Here is a 22,725-nt window from a genome sequence, read left to right as displayed (position 1 = left end):
CCTCGATCGCCGCCTCTAGCTCGCGGCCTCCATGCACGTGCGCGAACCAGGTATGTGCCGCCCAAACCTGCGTCGAGTAGCACATCAGTCAAACACCGCGCCATGCTTGAGCAGCATCTCGCGCAAGCGCTCACGGGCCCATTCCTGGTTCAGCTCACCAGCCTCGTCCAAGATGTAGATTTCTCGGGGAAGATACGCCTCAGCGAACAACTCATAGGTCGGCGACCCGCGGACCATGTGCGGCATCGCCGCATCAAGCTGATCGAGGTATTGCTGCAGGGTAGCCCTTGAGGCACCCCGCACAGGCGCGCCGTGACGGCGCAGAATGTCTGCCAAGCGCTCGTCCGCCCAGTCCCAGTCAGCTGGTCCGACGCGCGAGACGAAGTCATCTGCCTCTGCGGCGAATGCTGGCCAGAATTCCGCGGGGTCTTCGTGCTCGGTGAGCAGCTTCACTGCCAACTGCTCCAAGGCCGCAAGTTGCGCTTCCAGTTCAGTGCGTGTGTACGTCATCCGCGAAATCTAGCACCGCTTTGTCGTGCCAGCCCTCGAGGGCATGACCGATGCCGTTAAAGAGGACGCCTGCCGCGGCGGCAACCCCGAACAGCATGAGATCGGCCGTAGGCGGTGTGATGCCGTTCAGTGCCCCTCGCAGGAGGTCTAACAACAGCAGGACTCCCACAACGAGCGCGCCGATCTGGGCAATGTCGAGCGCGGTGGTGAGAACCAGGAAGGCGATGAGCATCCGATCCCGTGGCGAGCGCGTTTTGCCGGTAGGGACCGGTGATGACGATTGCATGGTGCACCTCAGCGGTTACGAGCAGCCATTGTGCCCACGTGCGAAGGCGCCGAACTCGCAGATCGCCGTCCTCACCGGGCGTGGTTTCCCGTCGCCGAACGATGCGAGGCGACGTCTTTGCGCAGGTTGGTTTTGGCCTTTGCCGGCGAGGCGCCAGACGGCGGCGTGGCTTGCCACCCTGGTCGGCCGGAGTATATTCGGCGGTGGCTGCCGTCGCCTGCCGCACGCGCCCTCCCGGGCAAGACGAAGACGGAAAGACCGCAGACCTACCCTGAAACCATTGTTTCCATGGGCGGTCCGCAATGCGTGCACCGGACGTTACGCCCTGGAGTAGAAACAATGGATATCTCACAGTTAAAGCTGTTGGCGGCTTGCGTGCGCGAGCACCTGAAGCAGTCGTCATGCGTGATTGGCCATAGCCAAGCGCTCGACTTGATCGCCGCGCTGCCAGGCCTGCGCAACTGGCCTGAAGTGATGGCATTTCCCTCACGTGTTGCAGGCTGCGAACTGGATATCGGGTCCATCGCGCGCCTTGCTCATCGCGTCGAGAGAAAGTTCTCGCTCGAGATCGATGCGAGGGAGTGGTTGGAACTGCTGTCCCAGGTGGAGGGCATTTCGCCGCGGGGCGCGCTGCAGGTGTGGCCCAGCGGCCCCTTTCCCGGCGTCTATGTAACGACATCCTCCACGGCTATTGATGCCTTGCTGGCGCGCTACGAGGAGGCTACGGACGGCGGGCTCATTTACGCGGAGCGCGCCGCAAACGGGTCAGCGAGCAGCATCGACCTGGGTGAATACGGGTTGTGGTCGCAGGGGATTGATCGACTTCCGAGCGGAACGTTACTGGTCGTGGGCCCCGTCGCCTTGGACCAGTCGGCGTGGAAGGACGCGGCCCAGCGCGTGGAGATGGCATGCCTGCATGCTCTCAATTCAGATCATCGCGTCGCCGTTCTCGTCGACACGCCCACGCCTGATCGGGTCTGTGAAGACCTGGACCTGATGGCCCGTTCGCTAGGGTCTGACACGCACACCGCTCTCCGAGGCGTCATAACCGACGACGGGCAGATGGAGGATCGGCGTCCCTTCTCGCACGGTTATTCGAAGCCGATGCTGGTCAAGGCGCCGTCCGACATCGATGCGATTCCGCGTGCGGCGCTGGAACCCCTGCGGAGGGAGCTTGCGGGGCGTTCGCATGGCATGGTGCTGTTCGGGTCTTCGAACGTCACGGACCACACAGGCTACGAGCAGCTGGCCGCCGCGCTGGCACTGACGGATCATGCGGGGCCGGCGGCCAGGATCATGTCGCGACACCGCGGAACACCGGCGAAGGATTGGATGGTGCCTGAACCGATCAAGCAGCTGCCGTTCTTGCCGTCGATCGAAAGTGCGTATGCACAAGGCTACCGACGCATGCTGGTCGAAGCCCACTACATCGCCGGCGACACGTGGCTGGAGTTCAACGACGTGCTGTTCATGGGCGCCACCTATGGCCACGACGTGGTCGAGATCGCTTTGACCTTGGCGGCTCGGAGTGGACGCCAAGAGAGAGAGGCCCTGGAGCGGATTGTCGCGGTGCTCGGTGTCCTTGAGGTCGAAGGTAAGAAGGGAACGGCTTCGGCGGCTGATCTCTTCATCCGTGGAGATGCTACCGTTCCCGCGGGGGACGGATGGGAAGGCCTTGAGGAGTTCTTGCGCTCCCACCGCGCAATTCGTTGGGCTGACGAGTTGTCAGCTTTGCTTGATAGCGGCGCGGTCACGATGGCTAGCGCAAAGAAGGCAGACCCGCGTAATCGCTATCTTGGGCAGTTCTTTGCGCAGCGTAAAGCAGCTAGGCGCGCGTCGTGACCGGTTGAAGTGGCGATCTGGTGCCCGGGGCTCGTGCCCCGGGTGGCCTGCTCCTATCGGCGGGCGGAAATGTGGCCAGTCGCGATCAGAAGGCGTACGGCGCCGCCTGCCAGTCCTTCAGGACGCGATAGTCGCGCTCAGGGATCACGATGGTCCCGGCTTCAGCTGCGCGGATGACACGGTCGCCGGCGTCGGCGTCGACCCGGTTGCCGTGCACCATGTAGAAGAACCACGCGAAAGGCACGCCGACGCGGCGATCGAGCTTTTCCAACGCACCGTAGAACTCGTACTCGCTCCCCTTGGCTGCATTCACCCTGGCGAGGGGCCGGTTGAACGCCCACACGGGAATCATTTCCATGGACCGGTGGCCGGTGCGCGGGTCGGTCCAGTCCTTCAAGTCGAGCACCCAGTGGTCGCACAGCCGGTGTTGGCCGGCGCTGGACCGGGCCCAGTCCTGGAAGAAGCGTCGGTGCTTGGTCGGGTACCGGTCCCACCCGAGGTCGAGCTCGTCCTGCGTCCGAACGACCCCTGCGGGGTTGGCAGCGGTGGTGACGCGATAGCGCCGGTCGCGAACGGCTTCGCGGCGCACGTCCTCCAGTGCGTCCGCCGCTCCAAGCCAGGCGCCGACATCAACCACGCGCCGCAGGCGATAGGTCGGCCCACGAACTACTCGACGCTCGGGGTCGGAAAGGGCAGGGCCCTGCTCCGCCTCGTGCACAAGCGCGTCAAGTGTGAGTGGCGTGCTCCATCCTTGGCCGGGCTGGATCTCACGATCGATGATCTCTTCCTCGAGATCTACCTCCACCTGCAGGAAGTCGGCGGCCGCCCCTGAGTCGCCGGCGGCTACGACGTAGAGCGTCGTGATCCGGCAGAGCCCAAGGCGATACCCCGCTGCGTCAAGGCGCGCGCACGTGTCGGCAACGTTCCCGTCGTCCCGCTCGACCTCCTGCGCCAGCCACGCCTGGTGATCGTTGGCAACGAGCGTGCCGTCGGCGGCGAAGACTTTCCGCCGCAGGAGCCACTTGTCGCCGCGGCTCGTTGCAAGGCGGGCTGAGCGGAGTGAAGCTCCTCTATGAATCACGCACACCAGGTCTTCGTGGGTGGTGGAGTGCGGGCACGCGGCGATCGCTTCATCGAGGCCGGCAAAAGACCTTAGGTAAGACGTGATCTGTGTCATGGCTGGCTGCAAAGTAGTGTTCGGCCTCGACAGGGCGTTGAGTGGCATGGTGGGCGATGCTGGTAGGCTACAGGGTCGAATACTTGCCGTTGTTGACTCTGGCACGGCCGAGCGCGACCAGCATATGGAGCAGCTGAGGCAAGCGCTTTTTCCACGGGCCACGGGCGGTGAATCGGGCAGCGATTTCATCAACGTCCAGCGGCACCGGGGTGGCGGCCAAGGTATCTGCGACAGCTCGCACTTGGGCGACGGCGTCCTTGGGCCAGGGCTCCGGCTTTCTGCCGATGACCGCTGCAGGGGCGTCGTCGTCCAACGAGTCGCCCTGGAAATCGCGTTGATCGGGAGCGACCTCGGCGGAGGGATTCTGGAACGCGGGGCGCAGCCACATCACCTGACCGCGTGCCTCCTCGGCGGCACGATTGGAATTGAGTGCCACAAGCCGCTCCAGCAGCACTTCGTCGAACGCACGCTGGGCGTCTTCGCGACTCGTATTCGCCGCTGGTACATCGTTGCCATGGGCCACCCGCAATAGGTGCAGCAGGTCGGCCCAGCCGTATGCATCCAGCACCGCCTCGTCTATCTCATCATGCAGATGGCGAAGCAGCGACACCAATCCTTGCTCGTGAATCACCCGCTCTTTGCCCGTCAGTGACTCACCGCCGCGGAGCTTTTCCAGCACGTTGTACATGGCGGTGAGAGTCAGGTCGGGGTGGGTGGCCTGCTGACGCTTGCGGTGAGCATCGAGCTGTTCGCCCAGTTCACGCAGTCGCTCGGATGGACAGGTGGCGAGAGCCTCTCTGGGGCCAGCTTGACCGTCTCGGTCGACCCGCGCCATCGCGATCGAGCCGGCGAGCTTGTCGTTCTGATCAAACTCGGGAAATGGGAAGGGATCGAAACATCGGGTCTTGTTGTAAACGGGGTCGTTACCGACGCCTAAGCGCCCGCCGACGGTGTCAGACCAAGTGCTATGGATTATCGAAGAGAGAACTCCGAGGATCGCAGCGTCATCGCATGCGATGCAAAGGATCTTGTGATCCGCCAGAACGCAGCCGTCTATGAATTGAAAGACGCGATGCTTCGAGGTCTCGGTGGTTCCGATATACCGACTTAGGCCAGTCATCGATCGCCGAAGGACAGGGCGCTCCCATCCGAAGCGCCACCACAGCTCTCGAAGCGCCGTTCGGTTGTTGTGATCCCGCTCGGGCTTCACGTAGTCGATGACGTGCTGGAACGCAGCGGGATTGGCTGCGCGTGCCTCGACCTGGGTAAGCCCGAAAAAATCGATGAGATAGCGCTCTCGAGGCCGTTGCAACAGATCCCTGCCGCCGATGTACGGCTTGATGATTCCGGGGCCATGGACCCGCAAGCGTTCGGCATCCTCCGGCGTCAGGATGAAGCCGGACCCGTGCAGGGCAACGCCCATGCCTGCGATGCGCTCATTGGCCATTAGCGGTCTGGCTGACCCCACATCCGCTCCAACCCGCAGATCGGCATGGATCAAACCTTGACTGGTCTCAAGGATGACCTCCCGATCGTCGGTTTCGGTTTCCCGCTCCTCGATGACGCGTGCCAACTGCCCAATTCCGCGCCCCGGCATACCGACCGTCATCGCAATGCGCACCGCGGCGCCGTCGGAGGCGTCCACCCACGGGTGATCCGGTATAGCAAAGGTTAGGGAGATAGGGCGCTTGGGATCGGTGAGGGGCCCCTCCATCACGCGGCGATTGAACGTCTGGCTAATGGAATTGGTCGTGATCAGACCGAACCGCTTCACCTTTCCGGCTGTAGTGTTCAGCGCCGCGATGTGCCACCAGTACATGACGAAATCGGCCGACTCGGGCACGTCCGACCACGTGGCGCGCAGCGCTTCGACATAACCATCGCCCAACACGGACTTCATGCGCTTTGTACCGATGAACGGGGGGTTTCCCACCAGGAAATCTGCCTCGGGCCACGCAGCCTTGCGGGGATTCACGTAGCGCTCAAGCGGCACGCGAGATGTCTCGTCGGGTACGGGCTCGCCAGTCACTGCAGAGCGCTTCATGGTCTTGCCGTCCCAACGGGTGACGGGCACACCGTGCTCCCCGGTCACCAACTCCACCGCGTCATAGGCGAGCACGGCGTCGCGGTTCTCGATGTTGCGGAAGTCGCGGATGACCGGCTGCGGCGGGTTCACGTCGCCGCGGGTGCGGAAGTGCCACTGGAGATAGCCGATCCATAGCACCACCTCGGCAATGGCCGCCGCGCGCGGATTCAGTTCGACCCCGAGGAGCTGGTGTGGGTCAACGGTTTCTCCGCCCATAGCGTCGGCGCGCTCACCACTCAAGGCCAGGCCGGTCTGGCGGTAGCCCAGCTCGTCGAGCGCATTGAGCACTTCGCCTTCCAGCCGCTTGAGGTGTTCTAGCGTCACATAGAGGAAGTTGCCACTGCCGCACGCAGGGTCGAGCACTCGTACGGTGCATAGCCGATGGTGGAACTGGCGGAGAACGTGCACGGCATCGTCCGACTTGCCTTCGGTGGCCAGGGTGAGTGCCGCGGCGTGGGCGTCGCCCCATTCGTCGCGCAGCGGTTCAATGACCGCGGGCAGCACCAGGCGCTCCACGTGGGCGCGGGGTGTGTAGTGCGCACCGAGCTTGTGCCGCTCGCTGGGGTCCAGTGCACGCTCCAGCAGGGTGCCGAAGATGGCCGGCTCCACGTGTTCCCACTTGGCCTTGGCCGCCTCGATCAGGAGCGCGATCTGCTCCCGGGTGAGGGGCAGCGTGTCGGGCTGCTTGAACAGCTTGCCGTTGAATCGCAGCACGTCGGTGGCGATGGCAGCGGAGAAGCCACCGCCATCCATGTCCTGCCACAGTCTGGAGAGCATGCGCATCGCCGTCTCGGGCTGTTCGGCGTGGGTCTGCAGAAGGATCCGGAAGCTGTCCTCGGGCAGGAGCCTGACGTCCTCGGCGAACATGGTGAACAGACAGCGCATGAGGAACTGCGCCACGCTCTCCGCCGGGTGGCCAGCGGCTTCCAGGCTCCGGGCCAACGCGGCCAGACGGCCGGCTATCTCGCGGGTGACTCGCGCTGATTCGCGGCTGGGGTCAAGCGAGAGGGGATCGGTCCAGACCTTGCGCAGCCGCTCCCGGACGGTGTCTCGGGCCAAGTCCTCGAGGGCGATGCGGTGGCTGCGAGGATCGGGAAAGGGCGTGTAAGTGCCGCCCGAGCGCGAGAACTCGGCGTAGAGCTCGATCCGGTTGCCCACGTCAACGACAATCAGGAACGGCGGCCGCCCCTCGGCGGCGGGCAATGCCCGGGCGTACTGTTCAGCCTGGCTGCGCGCGCGCAGCATCGCGTCGTCGAAGCCCTTGGTGTGTGTCGGCGCTTTAAGCTTCTTGGCCTCCAGGACGAAGCAGCTGCGCCTATAGAGATCGATGCGTCCGGCCGAGCTGCTGCCATCGCCATGGGCGAACGTGACTGGCCGCTCGAACATGTACTGCTGGTCGGGGTCTGGGTGCGGAGGCTCCACCCCAAGGAGATGGCACAGGTCCATCGCGAAGCTCTGTGCGGTGGACAGCTCGGAAGCCGTGACACCGCGCCACTTTGCGATGAACGCCTCGCTGGCGTCTTGTTGGATCGGCGGCATCGCTACGTCCCTGTGGTCACATCGGACAAGCCTAAAGGATGGCAGGCCAAGTGGCGGCCCCCCGCGCACGATCAAGGTGCGTGGGACGAGCAACTGATGGGTCGCTCAATGTTGGGCGAGTGCTCGCTGTCCACGTGGGCTGGCTGAACGAGTCGACTATCTCAGCTGCCAGCCCTTGTCCGCACTGCCCGGATCAGCCTTGCCTCCCGGCGGATCTTGGCCGAGTGGTCGAAAGCACCTACTTCGGCTTGCAGCTTCCACGCAGCTCCGCCACAGCGTTGACCCCTGCCTGGGACCTACGCGTATAGAGGTTCACCATCTCCGCGCTGCGCCAGCCTCCCGCGTGCTGGATCTGCGCCGTGGTCTTGCCGGCATTGATGAGGTCGTTGGCTGTGCCGATTCGTGTCGAATGCCCGGACACGGTCGGCGCATGTTCGAGCCCCGCGGCGCGCGCGCGGCGCCGGAAGATACGCGCCACCTGCTCCGCGCCCAGCGGCTGGATTTCATCAGCGGACCGTGTGGCCTCGCGTAAGTCCACATCGTTCTGCCCCGCGAGCTCCAGAGTGTTTTCGTCCTCGGGCGGGGGCGACTTCGGTCGCCCGCCGATCGGCAGAAACACGAACCCGGACGTGATACCGGCCACGTCGAGCCAGCGCCGCACGCCGTCCATGGTGGGTCCGTCGACGAACCGATAATCCCCACGGCCGTCCTGGTTGCTCTTGGAGAAGGGCACCAGGAGCGTCCAGACGCCCTTGGTCCGGTTGTGCTCGAAGTGCTCGACGCGCACGGCCACCAGCTCGGACTCGCGCACCAGCGTATCTGACGCCAGCGCCAGCATCGCCGCGTCGCGCAGATCGCGCGGTGACTCGCCCAAGGTGGCGAGGATGGTCTGGACGTCGGTGTACTCCAGGGCGCCGGCCTGCTTGGTGATGAGGCCGCCGCGTGCCTTGAGGTGCTTCAGCAGCATCTTCCAGGTCTCTGGCCAATCGGCATGCGCGGCAGGAGAGGGCAGACCAGCGGCCTTGTGCACGAGGTTGATCGTATACACGTAGCGCTGCACGGTGGAGCGCTTGCGCCCCAGCACGATGGCGCTACGGACGAACTCCTCCAGTTGAAGGACCGACGCGGGCAGGGGAGATCGGCGTAGCCCCTGGCACCAGCTGACGTACTGTCCCCAGTCGGCGCGCACAGCGCGCACCGTCGCCTTGGGGTGGCCGCCCACGAAACGGGCTTCCCAGCGCACCAGTCGTGCACGGACCTCCTTGGCGCTGGTGGGCGCAGCCGCGGCCCGCACCGCGACCTCAGCCACGCCGGGAGCGCCGATCAACCCGTCGATGCTGTCGACGACCAGGAGATCGTTGCTCATAGCGCTCCGGCGTCGGCTGGCCCCGGACCGTAGGCCGCGCCGATCGGATCGGCCAGCCACGCGTAACCGGCACTGGCCAAGGCGTCCGTGATGAACGCTTCACCGGCCGGCGTGTCCAGCGCAATGGTCTCCTGAAGCACCCAAGCAGCCCGATCGAGCGGGGGGTCATAGAGCAGGTACACGGTGGAGGATGGAAACTGCAGCGACGGCCAGGACCAGCCGGCATGAAGTTGTCCCGCCGCCGCCAGCTGCGCCGCCACCGCACCGGCGGCCGCGTGCGTCTCGCTGTGCTCTGGCGTGGACATCAGGTGGAGCCAGCGCTTGGTGCGCTCGGGGTCCACCACGATGAGCTTGCGGGCGGGCAAGCCCAGCGGCAACAGATCGATGGACTTCACCAGGTGCACGACCGACAGACTGTAGCCCTCCAGCCGACTCCGGCTGAGGTAGAGCTGCCGGCCCGGGTAGACGGTGGCATTCCGGAACAGCGCCTCGAACAAGGCCCCCGCCGGCGTATCGGCGGCGTAGAACATGCCTATGCGCTGGCGGCCAAGAGACACGGCCGGCGTCAGCGCCAGGCGCGCCTGCGAGAAGGGGTTGGGTGCCAAGGGATCGACCGCAGCGCCGCCGATTTGCTGCGGGTGCACCCGGTAATAGAGTCCGGGCTGCATCGGATCGAAGACGATGGCGTCGAGCAGATCGATTTCACCAGGCGGCATTGGGGTCGCCCTCCGCATCCTTGCGCGCCGCGGCGATCACCGCGTCGGGATCGTCAGGAAAGACCTCGGCGGGCACCCGCGCCGCTCCCTCTGCGCCGGCCAGCGCCAGCGTGGCCCCGTGCAACCAGAACGCCTTGCGCCAACCACCGGGATCGTTCGCGGCGGTGAAGTCGGGGTTGCTGGCCAGCGCCGCGAGCAGCTCTCTGACTTTCGGGAGCAGGAGACCCTCGGCGGTGAACTGGAAGGCCGGATGACGGTAGGCGCGCTCGCTCGCGGACCAGACCCCCAGCAACTCACCCGCGTCACGCTTGTCTTTGGCCCATTGCGCCTTGTTCGCAGACTGGCTGCCGTTCGCGCGTCCGACTTCGACTGAGGTCGGCCAGCCTTGCGCAAGCAGTGTTTGGCGCAGGGCGTCGGCCGCCTGCGCCGGGGAAGCTGTCGGGGGTGTCACGACCACTTGGCCGGCGTGGGCCTCCGTGCGCACCTCGGCCGGCCCGAGGGACAGGACGAGCGTCCGGTGGAACTCCTCCCAGAGGGTTCGAATCGGCAGGTGAGGATCTGAATTCTCCACGGCGAAGATCACGCCAGGCACCGCGTCGCGACGGGGGGAGCGCGCTCGAATGCCCCATTCGATCACGCGACTGGCCACGTCTCCGGCGTCGATCTCACGGATCTGGGATTCGTTCTCCAGCTGGTAGTAACGCACTCCTGGCCAGGCATGGGTTGGGCGTGGCGTCAGCGCGCGTTCGATCCGAGCGGCGAAGTTGGTCGAAGACAGCTTCAACGCCACATGGTCGAGCGTCCGAATAGCCGAGCTGGAGAGATGGGTGCTGCGGTCACCGGTTGCGAAGTACACCCGCAGTCGCGGCGCGCGGGATCCCCGCGGCGTCTCGCGCGTTTCGCGCTTGAATGCGTTCAGCGTCAGGGCGCGGTAGCTCACCTCGCCGTCGGCCGCGGGCACATCCATCACAGCGATGCTGGTGGCGCTCATGGGTGGTTCCTCTGAGATCGTCGGCGCGTGCACCGACTGGCGGGCAGCATGGCGCGCCTTATCCTTCTTATCAAGTGCCGTAATCCAATAACTGAAATTATCAGACATCTTTGCCGGCCCGAGATTCGCGGAGGTATATGAGTATATGTAGTCCTGCGCGTCGCCTTGAATTGGCGAGGAAAAGCGCGGATACTCTGGCCAACGCGTGCCGCCGGCGCGCACTTTCGTTGCGCAGGAGCGCCGCCCCATGGCCCGATCCACACCCCCCGCCGCACCCGCCGCGCCGCCGACCTGGGCCGACGCCGTCCGCACCGTGCTCGACGGCCGCGACGCGACGTGCGAGCAGCCGATCGCCGGCGATGCCGACCAGCTGCAAGCCGCGCTGGAAGCCTTGATCGCGACCGGCCGCTGCCGCGCGTCGGATGGCCACGGCCATTCGCTCGCGGTTCGCCACCTGCGCGCGGCCAATCAGCAGCCCATGGCTCCCGGACCTTTGCCGCGCACCTACGCCAAGCGGACCGCGCCCGACGACCCGGCGAAGGATCCCCAGTGGCGCGCCTTCGCCCTCGAGGGCGATGCCGGCGCATTCGTGATCAACATCGCCGCGCTGACCTATCTGCCGGCCCGCCGCGGCGCGCCGGCCGAACGGGTGGTCTTCCACATTCGCCTGGGCGAGGTGCGGCCCGGGGCGTTCCTCAACGAACCCGCCCTCGCGACGCCGTCGCTGTTCTTTGGGCGGGGTGGCCACCTCTTGTTGGCCGATGCGGAGCTGGACATCGGCTGGCTGCTGTACCCCAAGGTCGACCCCGACGACCTCGACGCCCTGGGGGAAGCCGTCCGCGGCCGGCCGCGCGAGGGGTATGTCGATCCGGCCGTGCGGCAGGCCAAGGAGGACGCGATCGCCGCGGTGCGGGCGGCCTACCAGGACCACCGCGGCCCCCAGCCTCGCGCCGTGACGCAGGAGGACATCGACGTCATCGTGCGCACCGCCCTGGCGCACGGCCTGCTGGTGAATCTGGAACTGGTGCACGCGGCCACCGACAACCGCGGCTCGCCGAACTCGGTGTATCCGAAGCTGGCCGACGCCATGCACCGGCTCGCCCCCCGCCGCCCGGCCGACGACGAGGCCGATCCGGTGCTCCGCGAGGTGTGGAGCACGCTGAAGTCGGCCGCCAAGTCGCTCGCTGAGGAGAGCCTCGCCCCGGAACGGGCCGCCTTGGCCACCGAGCGCGAGGCGCTGGCCGAGGCGCAGGCCGCGCTCGCCGCCGAACGCGAGCGTGACAGCCGCGCGGCCGCCGAGCGCCAGCAACTGCTCGAGCGCCTCGATACCGAACTGGCGGCGGCCCGCACGCGGATCGAGTCCCTCACCGACGTGGAGCGCGGCCAGGCCCAGGAACTGGTCAGCCTGCGTGCCGAGCGGGACGGCCTGCAGATCCGGCTGGCCGACGCGCGGCAGCGCAGCGACGCCTCGGAAGCCGAGCTCGCCGAGGCGAGCCAGGCGCGCGATCGCGCGCAGACGGAGCTCGAGCGGCAACAGCGCGCGAGCGCGGCCGCCGCGGAGCAGGCCGCAGCCCAGCTGGAGCAACGGACGGCCGAGTTGGCCAGCGCCCGCCAAACGGCCGAGGCGTTGCAGAGCCAACTGCGGACGGCCGAGCAAGCGCACGGCGACCTGCGCGCCGCGTTGGCCACCGCCGAGCGGGCCGTGGCTGACGCCAACGCCCGGAGCGTCCAGCTCACCGAACGCCTCGCCGCGGCAGAAGCGTCCGCGGCCGAGCGGCGCCGCGAGCATCAGCAGGCCGTGACGCAACTGCGCACCCAGCTGGAAGCGAGCGAGGCGCGCGCCTCCACCCTTCAGGCCGAGCTGCTCACCGCCACCGCCAACCACCAGGCCGTCATGCGCGAACGCGATCGGCTCGACCAGCTCCTTGCGCGCCTGGCCCCATCCGACGTCCGCAAGCCCCGCTGACCGGCAACTCGCCCACTCATTGGCCCACACCCCATGCCCCACTCCACCAACCCCTCATACCCGCGCCGACAGGCGACCATCACGGAGGTCGTGCGCCTGCCTAACGGCAACACAGTCACCGCTTCGTTCCACGGCACCTGCGAACGTGCGAGGGACGCGACCGGGCGGTTTCGCTCCGGCGCTCACGTGCTCACCCGGGATGCCGGCTGGCCGTTGCCGCCGGTATTCGTGTCTCCACCGGTGGACTGGTCGCTGTTCCACGCGACGGTCGCGCGCACCATGGCCGAGGCCCTCGATAACTACCGGCACCGCTCAAACAACAACGAGCTGGCAGCAGCCGAGGCCACTTTGCGGGAGGTCTTTCGCCACGTGGCTGGCAGCGCGAGTGACAAGGCGATCGCCCACCAGCGCGACCGCGTCATCGCCCTAAGGGATCGGCTGGAACGTGTGTGGCAGGACCAGCTAACGGACTTGGACGCGAGGTTGTGGCCGAACCACAGGACGGTCGGCTGGCGGCGCCCAGATGATTGGCAGGGACATATCGAAGACGCGGGCCTGCTACGCACGCTGCAGGCCATCACCGCCGCGCTGCTGGCCGAAGTCGTCCTGTCCACCGATGAGAAGGCGACGCTGTGCCGCGAAGCTGCCGAGACACACGCGATCCACTGCAAGACGATCTTGGAGCGCCTCTGCACGCCGTTGCAGCTCGCGCACCAGCAGATTCGCACGGAGGCCGAAGATAGCTTGAGTCAGCTCGGCCAGAATGGATACTGGCATCTGGAGCAGCAACGCCTCTCTGAGGAGAGGCACCGGACGCTTGATGCCGCGGCTCGCCAAGTTATGGATGTCGTCTGCGTCCACGCGCCACTGTTCAATCCGATGCTGCTGGTGCGGAAAGGGCAGGCCCCCACTCCCGCATGGGCGACCGTATTGCCTCTGGAGCACTTCCCAGGCGCGTCCGACGCACTCGTAGAGGTCAGTCCTTTGAAGCGACTGGGGTGAGACTGCCGCGCGCTTGCGCCTCACAACGTCAGTGGCGCGGCGGCTGCCGTGCCTACTCCTGCTCGACTTCTGACTCATCGTCCGCCCATTTGCCGCCAGCCCGTGGACCTCGATGGTGCGCACGGACCGCATTCAGGGTCTTGTGGTCTACTTCCGCGCCGCCTTCCTGCCAGCCGCCGCCTTCTTGCTCGCTGGCTTCCGGCCTTGGCCCGCACCCCTCGTGCCAGACAAGGGGGAGACAGGCTTATCGGCGATCGCAAACGACTCCAGCTTCGCGCCATCCGCCAGTGCGTCGGCCAGCCAACGGGGCCGCTTGCCCATGCCTGACCAGGTCTGCTCTTTGTTCCGCGGGTTCCGATACTTCGGCACGCCGGAGCCGGCCCTCTTACCCGGCTTCCCGCCGGCCTTGCCTCGACGAGGGAACACGTCGTCGATGCTCAAACCAGCACCGGTAAGGATGGCCTCGATCTTTCCCTTTGCTTTTGCAATCTCGTTCGCACGCGCGGTCGCCATTTGGGCGTTGGCTTGGGATATCAGCTTCGCCAATTCAGCGGGTGAGAGTCCGGCAAGATCGATAGCCATCAATTATTCCTTTTGGTCTGGATCGTGAAATGGCCGTGCGCATCAGCGCCGCCGCTATTAACGTAGCCGATTCGCTGGAACGTTGCCTGAGAACCTTATGTCCGATATCGACGAAGACGGCATCCCACGCTCGCACTCGGAGATTGAGCCTCACGAGCTGGTGGCGGCTCTGCGCGGGCTGGCCTTGCTGAGCGATGACCTGGCCATGTCCAGCCAGGCATTCAATCTTGCTGCCGTAGACAAGTTCCTTATGGAGCTGGAGAGCCGATTCCTCCGCAGCCGATTCGATGAGGACACTCCGCGTGACCCGTTTGAGGCGATCTTTCTGGGGGCGCAAACGGAGATGTGGATCTTCGCCGCCTATGAACTCCTTCGGTCATGGCGAGAGCGGGCCAAAATGGCGATCAAGCTGGTCGACAGCGGCGGCCTTGAGCACAAGATCAACCATCTGGAATCGAAGCCACCGTGGGACCACGGCAGCTTGATGGTGAGCCGGCAGCTGAAACGAGTGCGCGCGGAGCCCGACATGGCGCAACGCATCCGAGACGATCTCTTGCGCACGCACGTCTCCTTTCATTTGCTGGAGTGGGTGCGGGTGCAATTGGCGAAATATCAGGAGCCCGGAAACGCGAAGTCCTTTGTCCGCTCCCACGCCATGATGGATCGGTGGACGGGATCGCTGAACTACGAGCTGACACAGGGTCCGGCGATTATCGCGACTCTCAGCAGAAGGGATCTAGCTGATGCGCTCAGAGAACTAACTGACCCGACAGTGCCGTCTCCGGAAACCATCGCGTCATTCGATGACATGCGGAAAGGTCGCCGCTGGTCGCCACCCGAGGCAGATGAAAGTTCTGGTTGAGGTGCAGGACGCAATGCTGGAATCTGCCGGGGCCAGGCTGACGCAATTCTGCGGTCGCCCGTGCGAGCGCTTCAGGAGCAAGCGATGAATCACCCCCATGGCTGGGATATTGCGTATCGAGCGGGGACCGACGACGTGCTCGATGGGTCCGCGCTCGATCCCGTCGCCTGGCGCGCATTGCAGGTTACCTACCGCGTGGGTGAACTGGAGATGCCGTGCTGTCGCGCCCCGGCAGTGCCAAAGACCAGCCCCAACGGATTCCCCTTCTTCGCTCACCTGGCCGGCGCGTGCCAAACCTCGCCGGAGAGCCAGTGGCATCTGGCAGGCAAACAGGCGGTGCGCGACGCCGCCCGGGCGCTCGGGTACCAAGTCGCCCTTGAGCGGGCCAGCGCACCCGGTGCACCGCGTTGGCGGGCGGACCTGTGGGTGGAGTCAGGCGGCGGGCCTTTCGTCGTCGAGCTGCAGCGCAGCTACCAGCACCTCAGGGACTATGTAGAGAGGCAGAGGCGGTACGCGGACGCCGGCCTACCCTGTTTGTGGCTACTGATGAAGCCGCGGTATTTGACCCTCAGCAAGGCCATGGCCAAACACCGGATGCGCGAGGAGTTTGCCGGGCAGAAGCGCTGGCCGGAGGATCAGGCGGTGTGGATTGCCGGGCTTCCCGTTGCCTGCCTTGAGCTCCAGGGCACGCCGATGGTTGTCGGCCCGCAGTTGCGGACCTCTCTCCCAGACGTGCTGTCTGCATTCGCATGCGGCGATTTTCGATGGTCGAACGGTCGATGGTGCGTGGGCAGCGGGACTTAGTCGGCGGCAGTCGCTCCACTGCTCCAGTCGTGGCTCGACGTCCTAGCCGGCGCGCTACGCCACGGTGTCACCCAACGCAGCGGCGGCGAACGCGGCCGTCCACACCCTCGCCGCGATCAGGTGGGTGACGCCGTCCGCGTGCTCGATGCGCCCGTCGACCACAACTGGCCCAGCCGAACGGAGTGCTTGCCGGCATTGCTCGGCGACGTCGCGCCACACCACGACGTTGAGCCAGCCCGTCTCGTCCTCGAGCGTCAGGAACGTGACGCCGCCGGCTGCTGGCGGGCTCTGGCGCATGCCGATGAGGCCCGCTACCCGGATCCGCTTGCGGTGGCCTGCACGCGCGGCCTCAGCGAGCGTCGCATACGAGCTGCCGAGCAGCGATGACCGAAGCAGCGCCATCGGATGGCTCCCGGTCGAGAGGCCCATCGACGCGTAGTCAGCGGCCATCTCTTCACCTGCGGTCGGCGCGCGCAGCGCCACGGTTGCCTCAGCGGTTCCGCCGAACAGCGGGAGCGTCGCTTCGACGCCGCTTGCCACCCAGCGGGCAACGTGGCGATGCCCTGCAAGGCTCTGGAGCGCTCCGGCATCGGCCAACAGTGGCAGGTCTCGCTGGTCCAGTGCCGCCCGGCGCGCGACGTCGGACAAATCCTTGAAGGGCGCCTCACGGCGCGCCTGCAGCAGCCGTGCGGCGCTCTCTGCTCGTAGCCCGGAGATCTCGCGCAAACCCAGGCGTATCGGTGCCCGCGCGCCTTCCCCCTCTAGGTGTGACTCCCAGCCACTCACCCGGACGTCTGGTGGACGGATCTCGATCCCGTGACGACGCGCGTCCTGTGCGAGCTGGTCGGTGGTGTAGAACCCCATGGGCTGCGAGTTGAGGAGCGCGGCGAGGAAGGCGCTTGGGTAGTGGGCCTTCAGGTAGGCCGATGCGTACGCGAGCAGCGCGAAGCTGGCCGCGTGCGATTCAGGGAATCCGTAGGCACCAAAGCCACGAATCATCTCGAAGACCTGATCTGCGAAGGCTGGGGCGTAGCCTCGGCCGGTCATGCCCGACAGAAGTCGCGCCCTGAAATGTTCAAGGGTGCCGTGGCGCTCCCACGCACCCATCGATCGCCGCAGCTGGTCGGCTTCGCCGGCAGTAAAGCCCGCGGCGACCACGGCCAGCTGCATCACTTGCTCCTGGAAGATCGGCACGCCCAGTGTTCGCTCGAGCACGCCGCGAACCTCGTCCGATGGGTAGCTGGCCACCTCCCGGCCTTGCCGGCGGCGCAGGTACGGGTGAACCATGCCGCCCTGGATCGGGCCGGGCCGAATGATCGCGGTCTGGACAACTAGGTCGTAGAAGCACGTCGGCCGCAGTCGCGGCAGCATCGCCATCTGTGCCCGGCTTTCCACCTGGAACACCCCAACGGTGTCGGCGCGGCGGAGCATGGCGTAGGTCGCGGGGTCTTCGGCTGGGATGGTGGCGATCGACAGGGTGGTGCCGTGGTGACGCTCGACGTGTTCGAAGGCGCGACGAAGGACCGACAGCATGCCGAGCGCCAGGATGTCCACCTTGAGCAACCCCATCGTCTCCAGGTCGCTCTTGTCCCATTGGATCACCGTGCGTCCGGGCATCGTGGCCGGCTCGACCGGGACCAGCTCTGTGAGCGGCGCAGCGCTTATGACGAAGCCGCCCACGTGCTGGGAAAGGTGGCGAGGCGTGCCGACCAGCTGGGCAGCGAGGGTCAGCCAGCGCTGCATGCTGGGCGTGTCGGTGTCGATACCGGACTCAGCCAGGCGAGCGGTCACGTCCTCCATGCCACCCCAGTGGCCGAGCAGCTGGGCCACGCGGTCGACCAGGACAGGATCGAGATCGAGGGCACGGCCCACATCGCGCACGGCACTGCGCGGTCGGTAGGTGGTGATGGCAGCTGCCAGGGCAGCGCGGTCGCGACCGTATCGCCCGTAGATGTACTGGATGACCTCCTCGCGCCGCTCGTGCTCGAAGTCGACGTCGATGTCCGGCGGCTCGGCGCGCTCTCGGGAGAGGAAGCGCTCGAACAGCAAGTGCCCGCGCTCGGGGTCGACCTCGGTGATGCCCAGGGCGTAGCAGACCACCGAGTTGGCGGCCGAGCCGCGTCCTTGGCAGAGAATGCCGCGGGAGCGCGCGTACCGGACGATGTCGTGGACGGTGAGGAAGAATGCCTCGTAGCCCAGCTCCGTGATCAGGGCCAGCTCGCGCTCGATCTGCGCACCGAGGGCAGGTGGCGTGCCGGCCGGCCAGCGCGTCGCCGCGCCCTCTTCAACCAGGTGGCGCAGCCACGTGGCGGGCGCCTGCGCCAGCGGAACCACATCGACTGGATGGCGGTAGCCGAGTGTGCCCAGATCCAGATGGCAGTGCGCCGCGATGCGCAGGGTCTCAGCGAGCAGCTCGGGGGCGTATAGCTCCTGCAGCTCGGCCGGCGTGCGCAGGTGTCGCTCGCCGTTGGGGAATAGTTCGCCGGCGGCAGCGGCCACGGGCATGCCCAGCCGGATCGCCGTCACGGTGTCCTGCAGAGCGCGCTGGCCGCGTGTGGCCATGTGCACGTCGCCGGCGGCGACCAACGGCAGGCCGGCGGCGGCGCCCACGGCCGCGCAGGCGATGATGGCCTCGGCGTCCCGGTCACCGCGGTGCAGCTCCACGCCGATCCACGCGCGCTGAGGCAGGACCGTGGCCAGCCGCTTCGCCCTGCCCTCGGCATCCGCCGGAACGGTCCCGTGCCTGTCGATCGTGCACAGGATCGCTAGCAGCCCTTGGTGGTCCCCCTCCAGATCCTTCCAGCGCGCCTGGTACGCCCCCTTTGCCGCGCGCGCCCGTGCCACGGTGATCAGCCGAGACAGGGTTGCGTAACCCGCACGGTCCTCGGCGAGGAGCACCAAACGGGCGCCGTCCTCCAGTACCAGCTCCGTACCGACGATCAGCGGCACGCCGGTCGCCCGGGAGGCCTCAAGCCCCCGGACGATCCCGGCCAGGCTGCACTCGTCGGTGATTGCCAATGCCGCATAGCCGAGCGCCGCGGCGCGCTCGAACAGCGCGCGTGCGCTAGCCACACCGCGCAGGAACGACAGGTTCGAGAGGCAGTGGAGTTCGGCGTACATCACGACGCCCGCCGCCCGCGAACGGTCCAGACGCGTGCTAGGATTTGATCTGGCGCCGGCCAGCGCCCGCTGCTCACCGTTGGCAGACCCTTACGGGATGGCTTCCACCCTCTAATTCCTGATTCCCCTCTGCAGGCGAATCTTGGCAGTGAGCACCGGGCGTTCGCCTCCAGCGAGGAGTCAGCGTCATGCGTTTTATCCCCACCACGACCGCGAAGGTCGAAGCCCTCAAGAAGCAAGCTAAGCGCCTGCAGCGCAACGGCGGCGGCAAGCATGCGGATCTGTTGAACCGCGTTGCGCGCACCGCGGGATATGAGCATTGGCATCACGTCACGCTCTGCATGCGCGAGACCGAAGGCGTCGCGAACGAGCGATCGCTCCAGTCCACCATCGAGCACGTCCTCTCCCTGGAGGCACGCGGCGAGGCGGCTATCGTCGGCACCGGACCGGAAACGTCCGCCACCCAGCCCTTCCTGGTTTTCTCGACCGGTCAGGGAGACGCCTGGCTGCTGGATCCCATCGGGCGCCAGGCGTGCTGTCTCATGTGGCAGGGCCAGCGGCAGTCGCCCTTGATCCGCGACCTTCCCGACCAGCTGCAGATCCTCTGGGAGGGAACCTACGAGCTGCGCGGCGCCTTCTTCGAGGTCGATCTTGATCATCCTCTCATCGGCCGCCGCGCGATTGCCGGCTACCCGGTCGATGCACTGCGGGAGTTTCTGTTGCCGGTGCAGCCAACCGAGGAGACCATCGCCCAGGTGTTCGGTCAGGAGGATGCTGTGCCCCTCACGCCGGACGTCATCCGGCGCCTGGTAGGCGAAGGCTGGCAGCCCCAGCAGCTCGCCACGGCAGCGCGCCAGGGCGCGCAGTACTCGCCAGTGCGGAACACGGTGCTCTTCCCGCCAATGCGTGAGCCGGAGTGACGCCGCGCCCACAGGGCTACCCGAACCAACCGTGCACGAACCAGTTGCTCGTGCGCAGGTCTTGGTAAACCCACCAGGTGGCGCCGGCGTCGCCGCGCGCCACCCAGTAGTCGCGTCGGCTGTCGGCGCCGTCCCACCAGCCCGATTCCATGCGCTCTGGCCCGGCGATCAGCCGCGCCGGATCGCACCGCCACGGCTGCGGCGACGGTAGCAGCCAGGCAGGCCGGCGCCGCGGCGAGACGACAGCAGCGCCATCGTCGCCGATCAGGACACGGCGCTGTGTCCGCTCCGGTCGTGGATCAGCGACCGGAGCAAGGCCGTAGACCGCGTCATGGCCGAGGCGCGCGCGCAGGCGATCGAGTAGCGCGACCAGTTGCTCGTCGCCATCTTGCGCGAAGAGCATCGCTGGACCTGGCGCTTCTCGGGTCGCCTCCAGACGCAGTTGCAGGCCGACCACCGGCCCAGGCCATGGCGTCCCGGCCGCGCGCTCGACGGTCAGCACCTGAAGCTGGTGGGGATCGGCGGTACCGGCGGCCGCGGCCACGGTGAGCACCGCCTCGCGGCGATCGTCCGTGCGCAGCACGAGCGACCAGGCCGTGGCACGTTCGCCGCGGCATGCCACGTACGCCGCCAGGTCACCCAGCAGGCGGCGCAAGGGGAATTGGAGGGCCTCCACGCTCGCCAGCGGGTCATCCCACTCGGCCTCGCGTACAAACCGGGCCGGTGGCACCCAGCTCTCCCGTGGATCGGGCCGCTCGCCGAGCAGGCGCTCGAGCATGCTCACCGCCGGCACTCCCAGGCGGCGCGCCAAGCCGGCGCGGGGCAGCGCCAGCACCTCGCCCACGTCATGCACGCCGATACGGCGCAGCAGCTGGTGCGCCGCCGCCGGCAATGGGAGAGCGGTGGCAGGCAGGTCTGAAAGAGCCGACCGGAGATCGGGCATGCCGACGACGGTGGTTCCCGGGCGGTGCATGGCCAGGACGGCCGCCGCCGCCGGCGTCGGCGCGATCGCCGCGCGCCAGGTCACGCCGGTGTCGGCAAACGCCGCCCGCGCCGCGCGGCGCACCCCGGCCAGGCCTCCGAGCATGCGCTGGCTGGCGCCGACCTCGCCAAGGAGGGTGTCGCCTTCCGGCACCAGGACGACCTGCGACGTGATCGTGGCCAGCCGGGGCGCAAGGTCTGCCAGCGCCCCGCTCCGCAGCGAGGCATCCGTCACGCGCACGTCGAGGGGCGTGACCAGCGCGCGGGCAGTGGTCACGCGCATGCCGGGTCGAACGCCGGCGGCGGTCGCCAGCGGACAGGCTTGGCGAACCGTGCCGTCGACAGCAACGCGGGCAACGTCGGCCGGCCCGGCCGGCACCTCAAGGGCGAGCGAGGGAAATTGGCAGGCGAGCCAGAGCATTCGATCGCTCCATTCGCACCGGGGCGACTGGTGGGCCGCGCCGCTTCAATACGTCGACCTGCAGCGCGCCGGTGCTCGCGGCGCGCAGGCACAGCCGCAGAGGCACGCCGTTGGCCACCCTCGAAGGCGGGCAAAAGACAAACGCCAGGTCACCGCTGGCCGCGATCGCCAGGCTGAGTCGGCGCGCCACGCGATCATCCAGTGGCGCGCCCCACCACAGCAGCGTCGCGGTGAAACCACCGCTGCGCAGGATCTGTTCGGCGGCCCATCGGCGGTCACGGTCATCTCGTGTGCGGGCGACGGTGATCGCGCTCGGGGTCAAGCCCGCGGCACTCAGGGCGGCCAAGCCCGGCTCGGCCGGTGGATCGAGGAAGGCGACTCGCGCCCCGTGGCCACGCCATGCCAGCGCACCGGTGAGCAACTGAAGCTCGCCGACGCCGGCGTTGGCCAGCTGCAGCTCTACTAGCGCGCCGCGTGGCCAGCCCCCGCCCGGCAGCACAGCATCCAGCTCAGGGTGGCCACTGGGGACGGTGCCGTGAGGCTGCGCGGCAACCTCGCCGGCGCGGCGGACGCCGGCGACGCGGAAGTCGCCTTCCGAAGGCATGTGGAGGACCGCTGACATGGACTCGCGTCACCCGAGCCCGGATCGGCGCCCTCGACGGCGCCCGAACGAGCCGACCACCACGCCGAGGATCTGCAGCGACTCCTTCGGTCGTTGGGGGCCGTACCGGGGATCGCTGTTGGCCGGCAGGAGGTAACGACCGGCCGCGTCGCGCGCGAGCAGCTTGAGCGTCTCTGCCCCATCGATCAGCGCGTACACGATGTCACCGACTTTCGCGTCCTCTCGCGCCTCATAAACGGCGGTGTCGCCGTCCAGCAGTCCCACGTCGACCATGGAATGGCCGCTGATCGGCACGAGGCCGGTCTTGTGCGGGTTGGGGGCCAGCCACGCGTCGATCGACAGGCGCTCGGGCGGGCCGGCGTCGCCGGTATCTGGCGTGCCGGCGGGTACCGGCCGCCCGACCGGGAACCCTGCGAAGTTGTGGCCCGGCTTGAGGCGCCCACCATGGCCTCGGGTCACCACGCCGGCGTCCGCGAGCCGGTCGATGATCCAGGCCAGCGTGCCCTTGCTGGTAATTCCCTTGCTGCGCAGCGTCTCGAGCAGCTCGCCCAGGCTCGGGAAGATCCCGTTCCTGCGGTAGTAGGAGCGCAGCGCCTCCTCCACCATCGGGGCGGACATCGCGAATGGGATGGAGCGGCGCGCGGGGGGCATGGCGGGCGGATATCTTGAACTTGCGTTCAAGCCTACTCCGTCCGCTCAGGACTGCCAAATGGATGCTGTGCTGCCAGTAGAGGTTCGGCCGGGATTCCGGAAATTTTCGCAAAACGGACCCTAAGCCATTGAGGCTACAAGGCAAATTTGATGTCTTTAGCCATGGCACTCTGGTACCGATCCACGTCCAGAGAGTAATGGCCTAGCCGATTGATGTGTTCGCGTCGGTATGGCGACGGCGCGCACCAGCACAATTAACCTACTTGCCAAATTAAACCTAT

18 protein-coding genes are annotated in these 22,725 nt (G+C 67.0%); 6 read left to right on the top strand and 12 right to left on the bottom strand.

Features of this window, described 5'->3' with window-relative positions; all coding sequences use genetic code 11:
* Positions 1-84: 84 nt before the first annotated feature.
* On the bottom strand, positions 85-510 hold the full coding sequence (locus LRK53_RS18750; RefSeq protein WP_235642693.1) for a hypothetical protein: 426 nt from the start codon (positions 508-510) through the stop codon (positions 85-87).
* Positions 491-742, bottom strand: a complete 252-nt coding sequence (locus LRK53_RS18745) for a hypothetical protein (protein WP_235642692.1) — start codon at positions 740-742, stop codon at positions 491-493. The genes LRK53_RS18750 and LRK53_RS18745 overlap by 20 nt, the downstream gene beginning before the upstream one ends.
* A 393-nt stretch (positions 743-1,135) precedes the next feature.
* On the opposite strand from LRK53_RS18745, the gene LRK53_RS18740 reads away from it, so the two are divergent.
* Positions 1,136-2,638, top strand: coding sequence for a hypothetical protein (locus LRK53_RS18740; protein WP_235642691.1), 1,503 nt, complete (start codon positions 1,136-1,138; stop codon positions 2,636-2,638).
* A gap of 85 nt (positions 2,639-2,723) precedes the next feature.
* On the opposite strand, the gene LRK53_RS18735 is transcribed toward LRK53_RS18740, so the two are convergent.
* The 5 genes from LRK53_RS18735 to LRK53_RS18715 all read right to left on the bottom strand — a co-directional run bounded on the left by LRK53_RS18735 (position 2,724) and on the right by LRK53_RS18715 (position 10,513).
* On the bottom strand, positions 2,724-3,815 hold the full coding sequence (locus LRK53_RS18735; RefSeq protein WP_235642690.1) for a hypothetical protein: 1,092 nt from the start codon (positions 3,813-3,815) through the stop codon (positions 2,724-2,726).
* Positions 3,816-3,882: 67 nt separating this feature from the next.
* Positions 3,883-7,440: a class I SAM-dependent DNA methyltransferase gene (locus LRK53_RS18730; RefSeq protein ID WP_235642689.1), complete on the bottom strand. Its 3,558-nt coding sequence runs from the start codon at positions 7,438-7,440 to the stop codon at positions 3,883-3,885.
* A 238-nt stretch (positions 7,441-7,678) separates the two neighbouring features.
* Positions 7,679-8,806, bottom strand: a complete 1,128-nt coding sequence (locus LRK53_RS18725; RefSeq protein WP_235642688.1) for a tyrosine-type recombinase/integrase — start codon at positions 8,804-8,806, stop codon at positions 7,679-7,681.
* Positions 8,803-9,522, bottom strand: a complete 720-nt coding sequence (locus LRK53_RS18720; protein ID WP_235642687.1) for an RES domain-containing protein — start codon at positions 9,520-9,522, stop codon at positions 8,803-8,805. Before LRK53_RS18720 ends, LRK53_RS18725 begins: the two co-directional genes overlap by 4 nt.
* Positions 9,509-10,513 carry a hypothetical protein gene (locus LRK53_RS18715; protein ID WP_235642686.1) on the bottom strand — a complete coding sequence of 335 codons (1,005 nt, stop codon included), beginning with the start codon at positions 10,511-10,513 and terminating at the stop codon, positions 9,509-9,511. The genes LRK53_RS18720 and LRK53_RS18715 overlap by 14 nt, the downstream gene beginning before the upstream one ends.
* 247 nt (positions 10,514-10,760) lie before the next feature.
* On the opposite strand from LRK53_RS18715, the gene LRK53_RS18710 reads away from it, so the two are divergent.
* Both LRK53_RS18710 and LRK53_RS18705 read left to right on the top strand, forming a co-directional pair.
* Positions 10,761-12,479 carry a coiled-coil domain-containing protein gene (locus LRK53_RS18710; RefSeq protein ID WP_235642685.1) on the top strand — a complete coding sequence of 573 codons (1,719 nt, stop codon included), beginning with the start codon at positions 10,761-10,763 and terminating at the stop codon, positions 12,477-12,479.
* A 90-nt stretch (positions 12,480-12,569) separates the two neighbouring features.
* The gene (locus tag LRK53_RS18705; protein ID WP_235642684.1) at positions 12,570-13,481 is read left to right on the top strand and encodes a hypothetical protein; all 912 of its coding nucleotides are present in this window, start codon (positions 12,570-12,572) and stop codon (positions 13,479-13,481) included.
* 147 nt (positions 13,482-13,628) lie between these two features.
* Here LRK53_RS18705 and LRK53_RS18700 read toward each other — a convergent pair whose 3' ends face one another.
* Positions 13,629-14,063 (bottom strand): H-NS histone family protein, encoded by a 435-nt coding sequence (locus LRK53_RS18700; protein WP_235642683.1) that lies wholly within the window; start codon positions 14,061-14,063, stop codon positions 13,629-13,631.
* 97 nt (positions 14,064-14,160) lie between these two features.
* Between LRK53_RS18700 and LRK53_RS18695 the strand changes: the two genes are divergently transcribed.
* The gene (locus LRK53_RS18695) at positions 14,161-14,925 is read left to right on the top strand and encodes a hypothetical protein (RefSeq protein WP_235642682.1); all 765 of its coding nucleotides are present in this window, start codon (positions 14,161-14,163) and stop codon (positions 14,923-14,925) included.
* Positions 14,926-15,009: 84 nt separating this feature from the next.
* Complete coding sequence (locus tag LRK53_RS18690; RefSeq protein ID WP_235642681.1) at positions 15,010-15,729, top strand: competence protein CoiA; 720 nt, start codon at positions 15,010-15,012, stop codon at positions 15,727-15,729.
* A 54-nt stretch (positions 15,730-15,783) separates the two neighbouring features.
* Here LRK53_RS18690 and LRK53_RS18685 read toward each other — a convergent pair whose 3' ends face one another.
* Positions 15,784-18,849 carry an error-prone DNA polymerase gene (locus LRK53_RS18685; protein WP_235642680.1) on the bottom strand — a complete coding sequence of 1,022 codons (3,066 nt, stop codon included), beginning with the start codon at positions 18,847-18,849 and terminating at the stop codon, positions 15,784-15,786.
* Between the two features lie 188 nt (positions 18,850-19,037).
* On the opposite strand from LRK53_RS18685, the gene LRK53_RS18680 reads away from it, so the two are divergent.
* Positions 19,038-19,769, top strand: coding sequence for a hypothetical protein (locus tag LRK53_RS18680; RefSeq protein ID WP_235642679.1), 732 nt, complete (start codon positions 19,038-19,040; stop codon positions 19,767-19,769).
* A 16-nt stretch (positions 19,770-19,785) separates the two neighbouring features.
* On the opposite strand, the gene LRK53_RS18675 is transcribed toward LRK53_RS18680, so the two are convergent.
* Genes LRK53_RS18675 through LRK53_RS18665 form a run of 3 tightly spaced genes read right to left on the bottom strand, consistent with a single transcriptional unit; the run spans position 19,786 to position 22,474 of the window.
* Complete coding sequence (locus LRK53_RS18675; protein WP_235642678.1) at positions 19,786-21,171, bottom strand: Y-family DNA polymerase; 1,386 nt, start codon at positions 21,169-21,171, stop codon at positions 19,786-19,788.
* Positions 21,131-21,793 (bottom strand): translesion DNA synthesis-associated protein ImuA, encoded by a 663-nt coding sequence (gene imuA / locus LRK53_RS18670; protein WP_235642677.1) that lies wholly within the window; start codon positions 21,791-21,793, stop codon positions 21,131-21,133. The genes LRK53_RS18675 and imuA overlap by 41 nt, the downstream gene beginning before the upstream one ends.
* Before the next feature lie 9 nt (positions 21,794-21,802).
* A complete protein-coding gene (locus LRK53_RS18665; RefSeq protein WP_235642676.1) occupies positions 21,803-22,474 on the bottom strand; it encodes a LexA family protein in 672 nt (223 codons plus the stop codon).
* Between the last annotated feature and the right edge of the window lie 251 nt (positions 22,475-22,725).

Source organism: Rhodanobacter thiooxydans (assembly GCF_021545845.1).
Taxonomy (GTDB): domain Bacteria; phylum Pseudomonadota; class Gammaproteobacteria; order Xanthomonadales; family Rhodanobacteraceae; genus Rhodanobacter.
Note: the sequence above shows the minus strand (reverse complement) of the source record. Positions and strands in the feature narration are given on the sequence as shown.